The 14,041-nt window shown below is 62.1% G+C and carries 13 protein-coding genes; 6 read left to right on the top strand and 7 right to left on the bottom strand.

The genetic code is table 11. The features are described 5' to 3' along the window. Positions 1 to 5: 5 nt before the first annotated feature. The 5 genes from AC3ZU9_RS16950 to AC3ZU9_RS16930 are packed head-to-tail and all read left to right on the top strand — an operon-like array spanning position 6 to position 6,228. Positions 6 to 1,223, top strand: a complete 1,218-nt coding sequence (locus AC3ZU9_RS16950; RefSeq protein ID WP_093544937.1) for a glycosyltransferase family 4 protein — start codon at positions 6 to 8, stop codon at positions 1,221 to 1,223. Continuing rightward, on the top strand, positions 1,214 to 2,317 hold the full coding sequence (locus AC3ZU9_RS16945) for a glycosyltransferase family 4 protein (RefSeq protein ID WP_490091019.1): 1,104 nt from the start codon (positions 1,214 to 1,216) through the stop codon (positions 2,315 to 2,317). Before AC3ZU9_RS16950 ends, AC3ZU9_RS16945 begins: the two co-directional genes overlap by 10 nt. A 2-nt stretch (positions 2,318 to 2,319) precedes the next feature. Next, positions 2,320 to 3,747, top strand: a complete 1,428-nt coding sequence (locus tag AC3ZU9_RS16940) for an O-antigen ligase family protein (protein ID WP_490091092.1) — start codon at positions 2,320 to 2,322, stop codon at positions 3,745 to 3,747. Continuing rightward, the gene (locus tag AC3ZU9_RS16935) at positions 3,747 to 5,156 is read left to right on the top strand and encodes a lipid II flippase MurJ (RefSeq protein WP_093544931.1); all 1,410 of its coding nucleotides are present in this window, start codon (positions 3,747 to 3,749) and stop codon (positions 5,154 to 5,156) included. The genes AC3ZU9_RS16940 and AC3ZU9_RS16935 overlap by 1 nt, the downstream gene beginning before the upstream one ends. Before the next feature lie 22 nt (positions 5,157 to 5,178). Beyond that, entirely contained in the window at positions 5,179 to 6,228 is a 1,050-nt protein-coding gene (locus AC3ZU9_RS16930; protein ID WP_122810711.1) for an acyltransferase family protein, read from the top strand. 59 nt (positions 6,229 to 6,287) lie between these two features. Here the strand turns inward: AC3ZU9_RS16930 and AC3ZU9_RS16925 are convergent, their stop codons facing one another. The 5 genes from AC3ZU9_RS16925 to AC3ZU9_RS16905 form a co-directional block, all read right to left on the bottom strand. Next, positions 6,288 to 6,863, bottom strand: coding sequence for a DUF4174 domain-containing protein (locus AC3ZU9_RS16925; protein WP_043205117.1), 576 nt, complete (start codon positions 6,861 to 6,863; stop codon positions 6,288 to 6,290). A gap of 164 nt (positions 6,864 to 7,027) precedes the next feature. Next, on the bottom strand, positions 7,028 to 7,660 hold the full coding sequence (locus AC3ZU9_RS16920; protein ID WP_012723314.1) for a glutathione S-transferase N-terminal domain-containing protein: 633 nt from the start codon (positions 7,658 to 7,660) through the stop codon (positions 7,028 to 7,030). Positions 7,661 to 7,672: 12 nt separating this feature from the next. Continuing rightward, a complete protein-coding gene (locus AC3ZU9_RS16915; RefSeq protein WP_012723313.1) occupies positions 7,673 to 8,251 on the bottom strand; it encodes a GNAT family N-acetyltransferase in 579 nt (192 codons plus the stop codon). 69 nt (positions 8,252 to 8,320) lie between these two features. Next, positions 8,321 to 10,678 (bottom strand): DNA polymerase II, encoded by a 2,358-nt coding sequence (locus tag AC3ZU9_RS16910; RefSeq protein WP_490091018.1) that lies wholly within the window; start codon positions 10,676 to 10,678, stop codon positions 8,321 to 8,323. A gap of 131 nt (positions 10,679 to 10,809) precedes the next feature. Beyond that, positions 10,810 to 11,277: an SRPBCC family protein gene (locus AC3ZU9_RS16905; protein ID WP_012723311.1), complete on the bottom strand. Its 468-nt coding sequence runs from the start codon at positions 11,275 to 11,277 to the stop codon at positions 10,810 to 10,812. 98 nt (positions 11,278 to 11,375) lie between these two features. Here AC3ZU9_RS16905 and AC3ZU9_RS16900 point away from each other — a divergent pair, with 98 nt between their 5' ends. Next, a complete protein-coding gene (locus tag AC3ZU9_RS16900; protein WP_093545240.1) occupies positions 11,376 to 11,777 on the top strand; it encodes a GFA family protein in 402 nt (133 codons plus the stop codon). 1 nt (position 11,778) lies between these two features. On the opposite strand, the gene mrdA is transcribed toward AC3ZU9_RS16900, so the two are convergent. Together mrdA and AC3ZU9_RS16890 are read right to left on the bottom strand one after the other, a co-directional pair. Continuing rightward, positions 11,779 to 13,671: a penicillin-binding protein 2 gene (mrdA, locus tag AC3ZU9_RS16895; RefSeq protein ID WP_490091017.1), complete on the bottom strand. Its 1,893-nt coding sequence runs from the start codon at positions 13,669 to 13,671 to the stop codon at positions 11,779 to 11,781. Between the two features lie 2 nt (positions 13,672 to 13,673). Next, a complete protein-coding gene (locus tag AC3ZU9_RS16890; protein ID WP_490091016.1) occupies positions 13,674 to 13,934 on the bottom strand; it encodes a hypothetical protein in 261 nt (86 codons plus the stop codon). Positions 13,935 to 14,041: the final 107 nt, after the last annotated feature.

Below are 14,041 nucleotides of genomic sequence, written 5' to 3'. Positions count from 1 at the left end.
CTGCCATGCGCATTCTGTGGATTTTGCCCTACTCACCCTGGCCTGCCACCAGCGGCGGCAAGACGCGCCAGTTCCATCTGCTGCGCAGCCTGGCCGCACGTGGGCACCAGATCACCCTGCTGCTGCAGGACAAACACCCGGTATCACTCACCGACCGCAAGGTGCTGGAAGCGTTTCTCGAACAACTGATCATCCTGCCGCGCCGCCCGCTGCGCAGCGCCACAACGCTGCTGGCCGGGCTGTTCGCGCCCTACCCGCTGCTGGCCAGCGTGAATGGGCTGTCGGGTGAATTGCAGGACACTTTCAATTGGTTGCTGGGTGAGCGCTGGGACGTGGTGCAGATCGAGCACAGCTACAGCTTCCAGCCGTACGAAGCGGCGCTGGCGCGTAAATCCCAACCCTTTGTGCTGACGGAACACAACGTTGAATCAGCCCTTGGCGCCGCCACCTACGACCGCTTGCCGGGTTGGTCGCTGCCGTTCATTCGCTACGATCAATGGCGCTACACCCGCTGGGAACGTCGCGTAATGCGCCAGGCCACGCAGGTGGTGGCAGTGACCGACAGCGATGCACAGACCCTGGCAAAGATCGCCGGCAAACCGGTGTCGGTGGTGGTCAATGGTGTGGACTGCGACCACTTCGCTGCCGCCCGCCCTGACCCGTCGGCACGCCGCGTGCTGTTCCTCGGCAATTATGAATACGCCCCCAACGTGGACGCCATCGAGTGGGCCCTGGACGAGATCCTGCCCAAGGTCTGGGAGCGTTGCCCGGACGCGCGCATGAGCGTGTGCGGCTTCGGCATGCCCGACACCTGGCGGGAACGCTGGCAGGACCCGCGCATTGAGTGGCAGGGGTTTGTGCCCAACCTGCTGAGCCTGCAATCGAGTTCCTCGGTGTTTCTGGCGCCGTTGCGCCATGGCGGCGGTTCCAAGCTCAAGGTGCTCGAAGCGCTGGCGGCCGGCTTGCCGCTGGCGAGTACCGAGCAAGGTGTATCGGGGCTGGACCTGGTGGAAGGCCTGGACTACCTCGGCGGCCAAACCGCCGCCAAGCTGGCGGATGCCGTGGTGCGCCTGCTGCAATTTCCCGACGCCGCCGCGCCCATGGGCGAAGCCGGCCGCGCCTATGTGCGTCGCGCCCATGACTGGAGCGTCGCCGCCAGCCAACTGGAAACGGTGTACGCCGCCCTTTCACCGCAAAATCAAAAGGAGCCCGCATGCGTGTAGGCCTGGATTACCGCACCGTCGGCACCTCGCCGCAATCGGGCATCAGCCGCCAGGTGTACGCGCTGGAAAGCGCCCTGCACAGCCTGCCGGGCATTGAGCTTGAGCGGTTTACCGTGGCGCCCCTGGGCGATGAAACCCGCTTGCAGGCCCACTGCCCGGCCTGGGGCTGTGCCAAGACCGCCATGCACCAGCCGCAGAATCGCCTGCGTTTCGAGGCCGGTTTTCTACCGCGTGCCTTGCGTGAGCAGCATATCGATCTGTACATCAGCACCTTCAACATGGGCCTGCCCTTGCCGCCCAAGCCGAAGGGGCTGCGCACCGTGGTGCTGTTGCACGACCTGTTCCAGATCACCCTGAACAACTACCACGCCAACCGCTTGAAGGCGCTGATCTACAAGACCAGCGATCGCCTGTCGATTGCCTACGCGGTGCACAGCGCCGACCGGGTGTGGACGCCGTCGCAGTACAGCGCCGATGAAACCGCGCGGTTGTTCCCCAAGGCAGCCGGCAAGATTCGCGTGCTGCCCAACCAGGTCGATGGTTTTTCCGCACTGGCAGCGGACCTCAGCGCACGGCAATTGCCCGAGCGCTATTGGTTGCTGGTGGGCACCCGCGAGCTGCGCAAGAACGTGCCGTTCCTGGTGGAGGCCTGGCAACAGGCGCGGCGTCAGTCCCCCGCCGTGCCGGAGTTGGTGCTGGTGGGCAGCCTCGACCATCTGCCTGAAGCGCAGCGCGCACTGCCGGGCATTCGCGCGCTGAGTGGCGTGTCGGATGCCGAACTGCACGCGCTGTACCGCCGGGCCTCCCGCCTGTGGCAACCGTCGTACGCCGAAGGCTTTGGCCTGCCAGTGATCGAAGCCCTGAGCGTCGGCACCCCGGTGGCAGTGGCCAGCGGCACGTCGCTGGATGAGATTACGCCACCGTCGGCACCGCGTTTTTCGCCCACCGATGGCCCGGCGTTGAAGCAGTTGATGGTCAGCCTGAGCGAACAGGCCGATGAAGCATCGCCCGAGCAACACCGGCAATGGGCGGAACGCTTCAACCATCACGCTTATCAACGGCGCCTGGCCGAACTGATCAAGGAGCTGACGTGAACGTGAACCTGCCCAGTCTCGTCGCAATCCTCTTGGGGCTGCTGTTTGGCGTCCTCGCCCTGCTGCTGTCACCGGCCAAGGCTTTCCTCGCCGTGATCGGCCTGGCCGGGGCAGTGACCATCCTGCGCTTTCCGTTCTGGGGCCTGTTGTTGTTTGCCCTGGTCGCCACGTTCATGCCGTACTCCACCGTTAACCTGGGCATTCGTAGCACCGTCAGCGAAGCCATCCTGGCGCTGACCTGGGGCGCGGTGCTGTGGCACAACTTGCTGACACGCCTGCCCGACCCACCGAGCCTCACCCGCCGCCCCACCGACCAGATGCTGTTGTGGCTGATGCTGTTCAGCGTGTTCCCGTTTATCGTCGGCCAGGTCACCATCCACGCCGACACCAGCGGCGTGGCCAATTGGTTGCGCTGGTTGCTGAGCCTGTCGTCGGTGTTCCTCTGCGCCAAATTGCTGGTAGACCACAAGCACCGCGAATCCCTGGTGATCGCCTTGTTGCTGGGCAGCCTGGCGATGCTGGTGCTGTCGATCGCGGTGTTCGTGCGCACACGCTCCGGGGCCGGTATCGCGCCGATCCTGGCGCTGTTCAATTACGGCAACTTCGACATGCTGAAATTCGGCCTGGAGGCCATGTCTTCGCGCATGGGCTCACCGTGGATGCACCCGAATGCCATCGGCGGGATCATGGCGTTGCTGCTGCCCCTGGCCTTTTGCTTCGGCATGACCGAGCAAGGCTGGAAGCGCGCATTGGGGCTGAGCGTGGCCTGCCTCGGCGCGGCGGCGTTGCTGCTGGCCAGTAGCCGTGGCGCGATGGTCAGCCTGGCGCTGGTGCTGCTGTGGATGGCCACGCGCCGGGTGCCGTACACCGGGCGGTTGCTGATGATCGGCGCGGCGCTGACGGTGGCGCTGGTGATCGCGTATCCGCCGTTGCAGGAACGCCTGGCGACGATTTTTTCCTCGAGCAACGCCAGTACCGAAGTGCGTTTCGACGAATACCGCATGTTCCCGCAGGCGGTATTGGCGTATCCGTTCGGCATCGGTTTCAAGGTCGACCCGCCGGTGCCGGGCACCGACTTGTTGGGCATCTCCAACCTGTGGCTGAACTTCATCTACAAGACCGGCATCGTCGGCATGCTGTTCTTTGTGGCGGTGACCGTACGCTGGTGGCGTGAAGCGCGCCCGGACAGCGGCCCGATCCGCTTGACCAAGGACAATGCACTGTGGCTGGGCACCACCGCCGGGATTCTCTCGGCGCTGGTCAGCGGTCTGTTCGACCATTACTTCAGCTTTGCGGTGGTGATGGTTGCGCTGTTCTGGCTGATGGTCGGGATCAATGTGCTGGAGGCGCGGCGACTGTTTCCGGCGCGCCTGCCGCAGGTGAAAAGCGTGGCCGTTCGCGAATCCGTGCTTGATGGCGCGCAGCCCTGATGCTGGGCTCCGCCGTCTGGCTGACGCTGGCGACGCTGCTCGGCCTGTGCCTGGGCTTTGCCCGTGAATGGCTGCTGGTGGCGGCCTGGGGCGCAGGAGAACGCAGCGATGCGTTCCTGATCGCCCTGTTTTTACCGGAGGCGCTGCGCATGTCGTTGGCCGGTGGCGTGCTGAGCGCCGCTGCGCTGCCGCTGTACCTGGCGCGCAAGGACGACGAGCGACTAGGCTGGTTGGCGGTGTTGTTCCCGGCGTTGCTGCTGATCGCGCTGGTCACCAGCCTGCTGCTGACACTGTTGGCGCCGTGGCTGGTGCAATTGCTCGGGCCGGGCCTGGCGGCCAGTGCCACGGCGCTCGCCAGCAATAACTTGCAGATTGTCGCCTGGTGCGTGCCGGGGCTGATGCTGCATGCGCTGTTCAGCATTCCTTTGCAGGCCAGCGAACGTTTTGTGCTGGCAGGCTTGGGCTCGTTGTTGTTCAACCTGCCGCCGGTGACCTACCTCGCACTGGCCGGCACCGCCACCCAACCGCATTCGCTGGCGCTGGCCTGTCTGGCGGGCAGCCTGTTGATGCCGTTGGCGCTGTTGCCATCGATGTGGCGCCAGGGCTGGCGGCCGTGGCATGGGCAGCTGTCGTTGGCGCCGCTGCGGGAATTGGGCCAACGCATCGGTCCCTTGTTATTGAGCAATGGTGCCAGCCAGGGATTGGCGTTGATCGAACGGCTGGTGGCGTCGTTACTGGGCGAAGGCGCGGTGACCTGGGTCAACCTGGCGCGCAAGTTGATGAACCTGCCGCTGATTGCGCTGATGAGCCTCAACCAGGTGCTGCTGGGCATGATGAGCCGCCGCCAGGGCGATGAGCGCCTGGCCCTGCTCAAGCGTGGCCTGGAGACCGCCAGCGTGCTGACCCTGCCCGCCGGCGTCGGCCTGGTGGCGGCGGCCCCAAGCCTGGTGGCGTTGCTGCTGCCCGCGCAATCGCTGGACTCACCGTTGCCGCTGCTGCTGGCCTGGTTTGCCGTGCCGCTGGTATTCGGCGCCTGGAACGCCCTGCTCGCACGTTATGCCTACGCCGCCGGTGACACGCGCCAACCACTGCGCTGCGAGCTGCTCGGCAGCCTGGTCAATGTGCTGTTGCTGGGGGTACTGCCGTTTGTATTCGGGCTGGCGGGCATTCCGTTGGCGGCCCTGGCGGGAGTGCTCTGCACCGCGTTGCTGTTGATGCAACGCCAGGGCTTGCTGGGTGCCCTGCCCTGGGCGCGGCAATGGTTGCTCAGTGGCGTGCTGATGGGCGCGGCGGCGTTGGCGCTGTTTCGGATTGAGGGCGTGTGGCTGCAATTGGGGCTGAGCACCCTGGCCGGCGCCGTGGTGTTGCTCGGGATGGGGCTGTGGCTGAAGCCGTGGCGCAAGGCATGAACGATCGATCGGGACGACTCAGATGAAACATCGCTGGATTCAAATGGATATCGCCAAAGGCATCGGCATCCTGGTGATCGTGTATGCACACAGCTGGTTCGTCGCCACCTCGCCGGACGTGCTGTATCCGATACTGGCGTCGTTCATCTTGCCGTTGTTCTTCTTTTTGTCCGGGGTGTTCTTCAAGCCTGAACAACCCTTTGTGGAGATGGCCGTGCGCAAGGCTGACGGCCTGCTCAAGCCGTTTTTCTTCACCATGCTCACCTATGTGACCGTGCGCAGTATCCTGCGTGGCCAGCCGCTGCTGCCGGATATCGGCGGCGTGCTGTATGCCTCGGTGGACACCATCCCGTGGCAGGCGCTGTGGTTTTTGCCACACTTCTGGGTGGCGATCCTGTTCAGTTGGGTCGTGCTCCGACTGATCCAGCGCCTGCCGCTGGCCGTGCGTTGCCTGGTAATGCTGGTGCCCTTGCTGATCGGCATCTGGACGCTGCCGTGGTTCTGGCAACGGCCGGTGACCCTGGGCGGCAGCACTTGGGTACTGCCGGGCCTACCGTTCAGCCTGGATATCACCCTGATCAGCAGCACCTGTTTCATCTACGGCTATCTGCTGCGGGACTGGCTGCGCACCCATGCGGGTTCACTGCTGACCCTGTTGGTGTCGGTCGTGCTGTTTGCCGCCGTGTTCCTCTACCGAGGTGACACCATGGACCTGGCGCAGCGTCGCTACGATCACTGGCTGTGGACCAGCCTGATGGCGGTGATTGGGGTGTACGCGTGCTGGGCGCTGGCGCGGGTGCTGATGGTGTCGGCGCTGATCACGCGCGGGATGACCTACATCGGCCAGTCGACGCTGATCCTGCTGATCTTCCACGGCGAAATCCAACACAAGACCTTCGACCTGATGGAGCGTCTGGGGCTGCCTGCGCTTATCGCGGCCTGCATCGGTTTTGTGGTGGCGGTGGGGGTGCCGTTGTTGATCGGGGAAGTGATCAAGCGGGTGGCGTTCCTGCGGTTTTTCTACTTTCCGTTTCCGGTGCGTAAGGCGGTTGGGGAAAAGGCACCGACTTAAGGACGCAGCAGATACAACTGTGGGAGCGGCGCCGCAGCTCCCACCTGGAGATTTGTATTTCAGTCGTCGAGGGGCTGAGGGGCTGGCTTGCTGCCGTGCTTGGCAGGCTTGGCGCCCTTGGCTGGCGGCGGTGCTGCAGGTTCAGGTTCCGCGGCGGCGGCGGCTTCTTTTTCAGCCATCGGCATCTGGTCGATAGCGCTGAAAAATTCCTTCAGGTCGAGGGTATCCGGTGGCACGGTCTTCTCGAGTTTCTTCTCGCCGTCCTTGCCCACCAGGATCACCTTGGTGCCGCTGCCCGCACCCAGCTTGAGGGCGCGTATCAGCGCGTTGGTCTCTGGCGGCGTGAGCTTTTTGTTGTCCTTGGGGTCCTTGGCGAACTTCTCGCCTTCGGCACCGATGCTGCCGAACTTCACGGTGTAGAACACCATGCTACGTTCTTCAAAGGACTGCTTGGTCGCAGGCTCGTCCAACTGTTTCTTGAGGGTCGCCAAGGTGTCGTTGCCGGCATCAAGCTCCACCACCACCAGCGGCCGGGCTTTGCCCAAGTCCTGCTTGAGCGGGTTGATATCATCAGCAGCCAACAGCGGCCCCGTAAAAGCCATCAAGGTAGCCAGGGTCAGCGACCGGATGAGCATGCGCACCTCCTTTAAATTCCATGCAGGGTTCTTGAGTTTCATGTCTGCGACAGTCAAATTCAAGGATGATTCCTACACCACTTTAAGAAAGCGTAGGTCAGGACGCCCGCTACGCAAGGGTTTGGTGGATGTGGCTGGCATTGTTTCCACTGATTGCGGAAACATTATGAGACCTTCCATTCCGGCCAATGCCGAGCAAATACGGGCGCTACGAGCGGGTCGGCATCCACTTGCGCGAGTGTCTGGGCAAAGCCCGGCGCCAGGCCATTCAACGCCTCCCGCGCCTCGTCCCAGCGCGACACTGCAGCCGCCATCAAGCCCAGCGCATTGGGTGCGTTGTTGGCGGCAAACAACTGGTCGGCAAACTGATCGGCGAACACCACCCAGGCCTGGTGCAGGTAGCGCCGGGTACCGGTGACCAGTTGCGCCTGCACCGTTTCATTGACGTCGCCCAGCCAGCGTTGCGGGTAGTCGATGATGCCTATCGCCGAATAGCAATTGGCAGCGATGTACACCAGGCCGCGAATGATCTGCGCGCGGTTGCCCGCCAGTAGGTTAGAAGCGGGAAACTCCAGGCCCAGGTGGATCAGGATCGCGGCGCTTTCCGACAGCACCTGGCCGTCGGGGGTGACCAGGGTGGGCACTTGTTTGAGCGGGTTGATGCGGGCCAGTTCGTCGCTGCCCTCGCCGTCGGCCCAAGAGGCTGCATCTACCCGTCGCCATGGCACCGCACAGCGCTGCAGGGCGATTTCGATCATGCAGGAGCCGGACTCGTCGATGCCATAAAGCGTGTACATGGGCTTTTCCTCCTAGCGTTGCAGTTTGGCCTGCACGTTGGCTTTCACCTGCGGCCATTCCGAATCGATGATGCTGAAGCGCACCGAGTTGCGCTTGCGGCCGTCGGGCATGATGCGTTCGTGGCGCACGATGCCTTCCTGCACGGCACCGAGCCGCAGAATCGCCGCGCGGGATTTTTCGTTGAGTTCGTCTGTGGTGAATTGCACGCGCACGCAGTCGAGCACGTCGAAAGCGTAGGTCAGCAACAGCAGCTTGGCTTCAGTATTGATGCCGCTTTTCTGCGCGGACAGCGCCAGCCAGGTATGGCCGATTTCCAGCTTGCGATTGACCCGGTCGACCTTCCAGAACCGCGTGCTGCCGACCACGTGGCCGGTATCGCGGCGCACCAGGGTGAAGGGGATCATGGTGCCAGCGTCGCGGCCCGCCAAGGCGGTGTCGATGTATTGATCGACGGTGTCCGGGCCAGGTACGTGGGTGACCTTGAGGTTCCACAGTTCGCCATCGGCGGCGGCCTCGAGCAAGGCGGCCTTGTGTGCCCTTTGCAGGGGCAGGAGTTCGACCGTGGTGCCGGTCAGTGTGATCTGGGTCATGGAAGCGGCGCCGTGTTTGGGTCGTCAGTGCCCAAGAGTGCAGGCACTCACACAAACGAGGCAAGCGTTTTAAAACAGGCCCATTTGCCCACCGACCAGGGTGCTGAAATCGTCATTCACGAACGGCAGGATCGCGTCGGCCACCGGCTGCAATTGCCGGGTGACGTAGTGGTCGTAGTCGATGGGCGCCTGGCGCACTTCCAACGGTTCCGGGCCGTTAACGCTGATCACGTAGCTGATCCAGCCACCGCGCTGGTATTGGCGCGGCCGGTTCAAGCGGTCGTTGTACTCATCGGCCAGGCGCGCAGCGCGCACATGGGGCGGCACGTTGCGTTCGTAATCATCCAGCCGGCGGCGCAGGCGTTTGCGGTAGATCAGCAACTCATCGAACTCGCCGCTCAAGGTGCGGCGTACGTAGTCGCGTATGTAGTCTTGATGGGGCTGGCGATGGAAGATGCGCTGGTAGAGTTCCTGCTGGAACCGGCGGGCCAGCGGCGACCAGTCGCTGCGTACGGTTTCCAGGCCTTTGTAGACCATGTCTTCGCTGCCATCGCTGCGAACCACCAGGCCGGCGTAGCGCTTTTTGCTGCCCTCCTCCGCACCACGGATGGTTGGCATGAGGAAGCGCGTGAAGTGGGTTTCGTACTGTAATTCCAAGGCGCTTTGCAGGCCGAATGTGGTGTGCAAGTGCTCGCGCCACCAGTCATTGACGTGCTGCACCAACCCTCGGCCGATGCGGCTGGCCTCCTCCTGGGAGTGCGCGCTGCCGAGCCAGACGAACGTGGAGTCGGTGTCGCCGTAGATCACCTCGTAGCCCTGAGCTTCGACCAGTTCGCGGGTCTGACGCATGATCTGGTGGCCGCGCATCGTGATCGACGAGGCCAGTCGGGTGTCGAAAAAGCGGCACCCGCTGGAACCGAGTACACCGTAGAAGGCGTTCATGATGATTTTCAGGGCTTGGGACAGCGGTGCATTGTGTTCGCGCTTGGCCACTTCACGGCCCTCGGAAACCCGCGCGACGATGGCCGGCAAACAGTGCCGGGTGCGGGAAAAACGTGCGCCACGAAAGCCTTCCACCGAGTCGCTGTCATCCGGGTACTTGAGGCCTTCGATCAGGCCGACCGGGTCGATCAGGAAGCTGCGGATGATCGACGGGTAGAGGCTTTTGTAATCGAGCACCAGCACCGACTCGTAGAGACCGGGGCGTGAGTCCATGACAAAGCCGCCGGGGCTGGCCTGGGGTGGTTTGTCACCCAGGTTCGGCGCGACGAAGCCCTGGCGGTGCATCAACGGCATATACAAATGGGTGAACGCGGCGACGGAGCCACCGTTGCGGTCGGCCGGCAATCCCGTAACGCTGGCGCGCTCCAGCAGGAATTTGAGCAGTTCGGTCTTCTCGAAAATCCGCGTAACCAGTTCGCAATCCTTGAGGTTGTAGCGCGCCAGGGCGGGCTTGTCCTCGGCGAACATGCGGTTGATCTCATCCATGCGCTGGTACGGTGTGGAGATGTCCTTACCCTCGCCCAGCAGGGTTTGCGCGACGTTTTCCAGGCTGAAGGATTCGAAGCTCCAAGTGGCCGAGCGCAGGGCTTCGATACCATCAATGATCAGCCGCCCCGCGGCCGCGGCGAAGTAATGGTTGCGGCTGCCGTGCTCGCGCCAGGCCATCGGCTCGTCGCCACGCCCGAGCATGAGCGGCACGTTGAGGCGCTGGGCGTGTTCGTGGAGGACGCGCAGGTCGAATTGCACCACGTTCCAGCCGATGATCGCGTCGGGGTCATGCTGGGCGAGCCACTCGTTGAGGCGCTCGAGCAATTGGGCGCGGGTGTCGCAGTAGTCGAGCTTGAAGTCCACCGCGTCAGTTTTGTTCGGCGGGCCGAGCATGTACACCTGGCGCTCGCCGCAGCCTTCGAGGGCAATCGAATAGAGATCACCCTGGGCGGTGGTCTCGATGTCGAGAGACACCAGTTTCAGCGGCGGGCGGTAGTCGGGCGCGGGCTTCATCTGTTCGTCGCAGAGCACACCGCTGGCATCGGGCGTGCCGCCAAACCACACGGGCGCCGTGATGAAACGCTCCATCATGTAGCGCTCGGGTGGGCGCACGTCGCCTTCGTAGACATCGACACCCGCGGCGCGCAGGCGCTTTTCCACGTCCATCGCCTGGCGATGCTGACGCGTATACAAGCCCAGGACGGGACGGTGGTGGAAATCGCATAGCTGCAACGGGCGCAATTCGATATCGCGCTCCCCCTTGAGCAGCCAATCCAGCGGCTTGCGATGGGCTTCGGGGACGAACATCACGGAGGTCTGCACGGGTAGGCGGATAAACCTCGGGCCCTGGTCGGTGGCCAGCCAGAAACTGACCTCCGTGCCCGTCGGCGTATCGCGCCAATGCCGGGTCAGGACAAAACCCTGCTGTAAATCCACCGTACCGCACCTCAGGAATCGCTTTCAGGGCGTGATTCTACTCGGCATCCGTGTGCGCAGATCTTAATCTCGCAAATTTGTTGCGAGGCTTCGACAGGAAAAACGGGCATCAACCCTGATGCCCATCGGGATCAGGCCTGGCGGGCCTGGTTCAGGTAGGTTTCGATGTTGCCCATCTGCTCGTCCCACCCACGGGAGTTCATCTTGAAGGCCTTTTGCCGACGGGCCTGAGGCACGGCGTCAAAGCCCGATTCGACCACTCGCAGCAGAATGCCCGGCGCTCGGTCTTCAATGGTGAATTCCACCAGTGTCGGGGTTTCCTGGTCGTAGTCGACGCCCTTCTCGACCGCGAAGGGGTGCCACCAGAAAGAGAACAGCGTTTGCGGCAGGATGCGTTCGATTTTGGCCTTCCAGATCACGTGTTCGTACCCCGGATAAGTGATAGGCGCCTCGAGCGTTTGCCCAGCAACGAAGGTTTTGCCTTTTAGAGCGATACCAAACCAGCTGCCGAATTGCTCGGCATCGGTGAGGGCTTCCCACACCTTTTTACGTGACGCGTTGAGCAGGACTTTTCGTTCTATGCGATCTAATACGTGCATAAGTCACCTCCTCCATTGACAGTAGGCGACATCAAATAATGCGCAACCTTAGGTTGTAAGCAATGATGATGACCCCATCCTTGAACCGGCAATACGTTATGACTGACCCATTGAATGGAAGTTGCTTCTGCAAAGGCGTGCGCTACCAGGTAGACGGCCTCGACATGCCCATCAGCCACTGCCACTGCAACAGCTGCCGCAAGGTGCATGCGGCGGCATTCGTAGCGACAGCCGGTGTGATGCGTGAGCACTTTCGCTGGACCCAGGGCGCGGAGCTGTTGGCGTCCTTTGAATCGTCGCCAGGTAAATTCAGGCATTTCTGCTCGCGCTGCGGCTCGCATCTGATGGCGGAGCGTGGGCATCAACCGCACGTCATCGTGCGGGTGGCGACGCTGGATGTTGATCCGGGCGCCAGGCCCACCGCGCACATCTGGACAGCCCATGATGTGCCCTGGCTTGTCTATGAGGACGTAGAGCGCTGGGACGAGTGGACGGTTTGATTTAAACCTTTGGGTCTCCTGGCGCTTTGACCGGGGTCGCATATTGCGGTTTCAAGTGGCCTTCCTGATCGAGTAACCAGGCGTCCATGATCTGGCGCACGACCGGTCCTGCAACGCGACCACCGGCCTCGCCGTTTTCGATCATTACCGAAATCACGATTTTCGGGTGTTCAGCTGGCGCGAAGCCGACAAACAACGCGTTATCACGATGTCGTTCCAGGGTCTTTTCACGGTTGTAACGCTCGCCCTGTTTGATCGCCACCACTTGCGCCGTACCACTCTTACCAGCGATGCGGTATTGCGCGCCTTGTGCGGCGGCACGGGCAATACCGCGAGGATCGTGCATCACCAGTTGCATGCCGTGGTTGACCTGCTCCCAGTCGTGCGGGTTCTTGAGGACTACGTTGGGCATGGGATTTTCGTCCACCGGCGGCACGCCATTAATGGTCTTGGCCAGGTGGGGTCGATTCCATACGCCCTTGTTGGCGATCAACGCGGTGGCTTGGGCCAATTGCAGCGGCGTGACCTGCATATAGCCCTGGCCGATGCCGAGGATCACCGTTTCACCCGGGAACCAGGGTTGACGGCGGGTGGCACGCTTCCATGCCTGGGAAGGCATCAGGCCAGCTGACTCTTCGAACATATCCAGCGACACTTTCTGACCCAGGCCGAACTCAGCCAAGTAGTCGTGCAGGCGGTCGATGCCGAGCTTGTGGGCGAGGTCGTAAAAATAGGTGTCGTTGGAGCGCATAATCGCCGCGTCCATGTCTACCCAGCCGTCACCGCTGTGGTTCCAGTTGCGGTATTTGTGGTCAAAGTCCGGCAGTTGGTAGTAACCGGGATCGAACACGCGGGTTTGGGCGGTGACGACGCCGCTGTCCAGGCCGGCGATGGCGACTTCCGGCTTGATGGTCGAGCCAGGCGCATAGAGCCCTCTGAGAACGCGGTTGAACAGCGGTCGGTCGATGGAATCATGCAGCGCAGCATATTCCTTGAAGCTGATACCGGTAACGAACAGGTTCGGGTCAAAGCTCGGCTTGCTGACCATCGCCAGTACTTCACCGGTTTGCGGGTCGAGGGCAACCACCGAACCTCGGCGATCACCCAGGGCTTCTTCTGCCGCTTCCTGGAGATGGACGTCGAGGCTCAGGACGATGTTTTTGCCGGGAATCGGGTCGGTGTGCTTGAGCACGCGAAGTACGCGGCCCTGGGCATTGGTCTCGACTTCCTCATAGCCTACGTGGCCATGCAGCTCGGACTCGTAGAAGCGCTCAATACCGGTCTTGCCGATGGACTGGGTACCGCGGTACTCCACCGAGTCGAGGGCTTTGGATTCTTTCTCGTTGATCCGTCCTACGTAACCGATCGAATGGGCAAAGTGAGCGCCCAAGGGGTAGTGGCGAACGAATTGCGGTTCTACGTCTACCCCAGGCAGACGGAATTCGTTTACGGCCAGCAGCGCGATCTGCTCTTCGGTAAGTTCATAAAACAATGTCACAGGCACAAAAGGGTGACGCGCCTGTTTCAGCGCCTTGTCGAATACAGCGCGGTCTTCGGCGGGCAGATGCAGCAAGTTGACGATGGTGTCCAGTTCGCCCTTGAGGTCGGTGGTGCGCTCACGGGTGATGGTCAAGTTGTAGCTGGGACGGTTATCGGCCAGTACGACGCCATTACGGTCATAGATCAACCCACGCGTCGGCGTGATGGGCAGCACGTGGACGCGGTTGTTCTCGGAAATCGTGGAGTGGTAGTCGAACTGTACGACCTGCAGGAAGTACATGCGCCCCACCAGCGCACAGGTGATGCCAATCACGAGCAACGCGCAGGCGAGCAGGCGCTTGTTGACCAGGCGGTTCTCTTTTTCGTGATCCTTGATCGTTATCGGTTCAGGCATTTCTACAGCATCTCGTTGAAGAAGGTCGACGCCGCGTCCTGCGGATGAAAGATCAATCCCTGTGAAAATGTGCTGCACCATACCAAAAATGCAGAAACACTTTGTATCCATTTGCCCAACGGCAGGTTGAGCATGATTTGGTAGGCCGTAACGGGTAGGCGTGGGCTCTTGAAGATACCGTATTCACAGACGATGCCGGTTTGCTTGAAGCCAACAGAGGAAGCGTGGAATTGCCACGCCCGTTTTTCGACCGCCCAAAACAAAACCCCATCTGCTTTCGCAAATGGGGTTTCGGAATTTAATCTTGACGATGACCTACTCTCACATGGGGAAACCCCACACTACCATCGGCGATGCATCGTTTCACTAC

The sequence above is a fragment of the Pseudomonas sp. A39 genome (assembly GCF_058145955.1).
This window is presented reverse-complemented; position numbering and strand designations above follow the sequence as displayed.

What these genes read in the sequence shown, in the direction of transcription:
- AC3ZU9_RS16950 (WP_093544937.1), top strand. Translation starts at nt 6, where the DNA reads ATGCGCATTCTGTGGATTTTGCCCTACTCACCCTGGCCTGCCACCAGC.
- AC3ZU9_RS16945 (WP_490091019.1), top strand. Translation starts at nt 1,214, where the DNA reads ATGCGTGTAGGCCTGGATTACCGCACCGTCGGCACCTCGCCGCAATCG.
- AC3ZU9_RS16935 (WP_093544931.1), top strand. Translation starts at nt 3,747, where the DNA reads ATGCTGGGCTCCGCCGTCTGGCTGACGCTGGCGACGCTGCTCGGCCTG.
- AC3ZU9_RS16930 (WP_122810711.1), top strand. Translation starts at nt 5,179, where the DNA reads ATGAAACATCGCTGGATTCAAATGGATATCGCCAAAGGCATCGGCATC.
- AC3ZU9_RS16925 (WP_043205117.1), bottom strand. Translation starts at nt 6,863, where the DNA reads ATGCTCATCCGGTCGCTGACCCTGGCTACCTTGATGGCTTTTACGGGG.
- AC3ZU9_RS16920 (WP_012723314.1), bottom strand. Translation starts at nt 7,660, where the DNA reads ATGTACACGCTTTATGGCATCGACGAGTCCGGCTCCTGCATGATCGAA.
- AC3ZU9_RS16915 (WP_012723313.1), bottom strand. Translation starts at nt 8,251, where the DNA reads ATGACCCAGATCACACTGACCGGCACCACGGTCGAACTCCTGCCCCTG.
- AC3ZU9_RS16905 (WP_012723311.1), bottom strand. Translation starts at nt 11,277, where the DNA reads ATGCACGTATTAGATCGCATAGAACGAAAAGTCCTGCTCAACGCGTCA.
- AC3ZU9_RS16900 (WP_093545240.1), top strand. Translation starts at nt 11,376, where the DNA reads ATGACTGACCCATTGAATGGAAGTTGCTTCTGCAAAGGCGTGCGCTAC.
- mrdA (WP_490091017.1), bottom strand. Translation starts at nt 13,671, where the DNA reads ATGCCTGAACCGATAACGATCAAGGATCACGAAAAAGAGAACCGCCTG.